This window comes from Legionella drancourtii LLAP12 (genome assembly GCF_000162755.2).
In the GTDB taxonomy this organism is placed as follows: Bacteria; Pseudomonadota; Gammaproteobacteria; order Legionellales; family Legionellaceae; genus Legionella; species Legionella drancourtii.
Genome location: NZ_JH413805.1, coordinates 26,966 through 30,236, shown reverse-complemented (window position 1 = coordinate 30,236; position 3,271 = coordinate 26,966). Strand labels below are relative to the sequence as shown.

The window sequence follows — 3,271 nt, the reverse complement described above, 5'->3', positions numbered from 1 at the left end:
GTAATGATAAATCGAGATGAACTGCGCTTGCACTGCCATTAATTTACTAATTTGCAAGGTATCATTGAGCTGGGTCATACGCAGATCGAGGCATTTCGCGATGACCTGATAATCTTTATCAAGCAGATACCAATTACCAATAATATTTTTACCCTCAAGATGTAACTCGGTTAACTGCGTATAAATATACTGTGGTTCAGTGGTGCCATAAAATTCGACCTTGCCCATTTGCGAAGCAACGTAAGGCTTATTAAGTTGGGTTGGCAGCAGTAAAAATAAGGTTTGAATACACGCATCGATAACACCTGGATGCATTTTCCGGACAAACTGTTCACAACGCTCTACTGGTTTTGCGGCGCGCAATTCAGCCAAGAGTTCATTACTATGAATCCAATAATGCTTAATCCAACGAATAGTGTCTCCTGCAGGCATCCCCATACCGGTGACCCGGTTATAAAAAACCTCTTCAGTTCCGGAACTAATGCTGCGCACTGTTAACTCTTTTTGCGCGTGAAACGTCGGCTCAGGAGTAACACTTAAAGATAAAATACCATTTGCATGTTCTATCCAACTTGCTTGGCCGTCATTACTATAGAAATGAAATGAAAATAAATTATTTTCAACAGCCTCAATAATCAAGTGCACCACAATCGTCTTGCCATCCAAAACCAGCAAGGGTGATAAATAATTAAGATTTTCGGTACTAAAACAAGTCGTTTGCTGCAATTGGTTCATCGCATAAGTGAGCATTTCAGTGTAATACCCTGCATGCAATACATAAAAAGCATCTTGAATCTCAGGCATTACTTTCGTATCGAAAACAAATTCAAATTGCCTTAGCGCTAAAGGCGAAGGCAAGCAGCGACCGCGAAAAGGATAGTTAGTATTTGCCACCTCAGCCGATGTCTTGCCTAAAACAGGCCAATATTTTTTGTGTTGCCATGGATAAAGTGGCATCTCAAGATGCGAATAAGCACGGCCAGCTTCATATTTTTTCCAATCAACGCGGGCGTTATCCACATACTCTTTGGCTAAAAAAGATAAATCAATATGATTAAATTCGCCTATGTTAAGCGCTTTAGGTGATTTTTTTGCCTCAAGATTAATAAATACCCCCGCAGGTACTGTCTGAGAATCTGTCCGTACTGCAATTAATTTCTGCACGAGCTCATCAAGAGAATGGACAACAATCGCTAAGCGCTGTGCATAGTGCGAGCGTCGCACATGCAGGTTATAACAAAGCTGTGCTAAATTGCTTTGTGGATGTTTGGTTAAATAATCACACCAACGAGCAATTAAAGCAGATAAAGCGGGCGCGTCTTTTGCAGAAAGCGTAAATAGCTCGCCGTCTGGGTTAATGGCTTGTGCCGCGGTAGGCTGTTCTTCATCACTTACTTCACGCAACACGATATGTGCATTTGCGCCGCCAAAACCAAAACCACTGACACCCGCAATGCATACCTCACCATATCGAGGTAATGCCTCTAATGTTTGCGGAATCTTTAAACCATATTGAGCAAAAGGAATGTGCGGATTTGCTGTCTTAAAATTAAGATGAGGTGGAATCATGCGATTATTTAAAGCCAAAGCCACTTTAATCATGCTCACCATACCGGCCGCAGGTTCTAAATGCCCCATGTTTGTTTTAACTGAACTAATGAAACACGGATCCTCTGCCTCACGATTTTTCCCAATAACCTCACCTAAAGCCTGAACTTCAATGGGATCGCCAAGAAAAGTACCGGTACCATGGCACTCAATATAAGAAACAGCTTTGAAATCCACTTTAGCCGCTTGATACGCCGAACGTAGCAAGTGCTCTTGCTGCAAACCATTAGGCGCAGTTAAGCCATTGGTTTTGCCATCCTGATTTACCGCCGCGCCAGTAATTACCGCATAAATTCGGTCTTTGTCTCTTAGTGCTTGGGACAGTGGTTTTAAAACAATAGCTCCCGCCCCTTCGCCTTGCACATAGCCATCAGCGCTGGCATCAAAGGTATGGCATTGCCCAGTGGGTGACAGCATGGTTGCTTTGCTTAAAACTGAATGGATGGATGGTAATAAATTGATATTTACCGCACTAACTAAGGCTTTATCGCATAATTTAGCCTGCAAATTTAAACAGGCGAGCTGGATGGCAATCAATGACGAAGAGCAAGCGGTATCTAAAACAATACTTGGGCCACGCAAGTCATACAAATAGGACAGACGATTCGCAGCCATGCTAATTGCACTTCCGGTAGGGATGAATAAAGCATCCATATCGGAATCTAAGCTCTGCAGATGGCTAAACTGGCTTGCATACAAACTGGAAAAAACCCCCATCTGCGAACCTGCTAAATCCTCAACTGTTAAACCAGCATCCTCTAAGGATTCATAAGCGACTTCCAATAACAGTCGCTGCTGAGGATCCATGCGCATTGCTTCGCGAGGGCTAATACCAAAAAAATAAGCATCAAATTCAGCAATATTATTTAAATAACCACCCCAATAAGCTAAGTCGGTCTCCCGCAAGCCTATTTCACTGGTATTTTTTAATAACTCCCAACGCTCATCAGGAATGCGAGTAATCACATTTTTTCCTTGGCATAACAACTCCCAAAATTCAATGGGATTATCAGCCTGAGGCAAGCGACAACTCATGCCAATTATGGCAATGGGATCAAATAACTTTTCCTGCTGTTCTTGCAACAGTTTTTTAAGTTTTTGGATCATCAGTAATGCTTTTTTTAAGGTGGTAGTATCAGTCATAAGCCAGCTCTAATTCCTTTAATTCTGATTCGAGCAATTCATTTAATTGGTCATAACTTAATTGATCAATCTCAATTGCTTCCATTGCCGCAAAAACCGGGGTGGGTATAGGCTCAGTAGAGGGACTAACCCGTTGAGTAATATACTCTGTAAGTTGTTTCAGGGTGGGATAACGATATAAATCCATAGGAGCGACTACATCAGGAAAATGCCGCCCCAATTCTGCTGTAAAATTAATACCGATAATTGAATCCATGCCATAGTGCTGAAATGGAGTCTCTGATTCAATTTCCTGGATCTCTAATGCCAAGGATGAAGCCAAAATTGTTACAATCACCGCTGTTATTTCATTCGCGCTCAGTGCGCAAACCACTGCGCTCGCAGTGACCGGTGACGCATGTTCGGCAATGTAATGGCTAAAAAAATCCAGCTGCTTGGCAGTAGCATTAACCTGCAAAAACTTCTTCCAATGAATCTTGCAAACCGTCATTTCTGCCGGATTCAATTGCAACAATGTATT

Annotated in this window: 2 protein-coding genes; both read right to left on the bottom strand. The window is 42.2% G+C overall.

Going from position 1 to position 3,271, the window contains the following annotated elements:
* A partial coding sequence (locus LDG_RS03665; protein WP_040534414.1) for a type I polyketide synthase occupies positions 1 to 2,751 on the bottom strand: 2,751 nt, incomplete at its 3' end.
* On the bottom strand, positions 2,744 to 3,271 hold a 528-nt coding region (locus LDG_RS20060), incomplete at its 5' end, for an acyl carrier protein (RefSeq protein ID WP_233491415.1). The genes LDG_RS03665 and LDG_RS20060, both read right to left, overlap by 8 nt.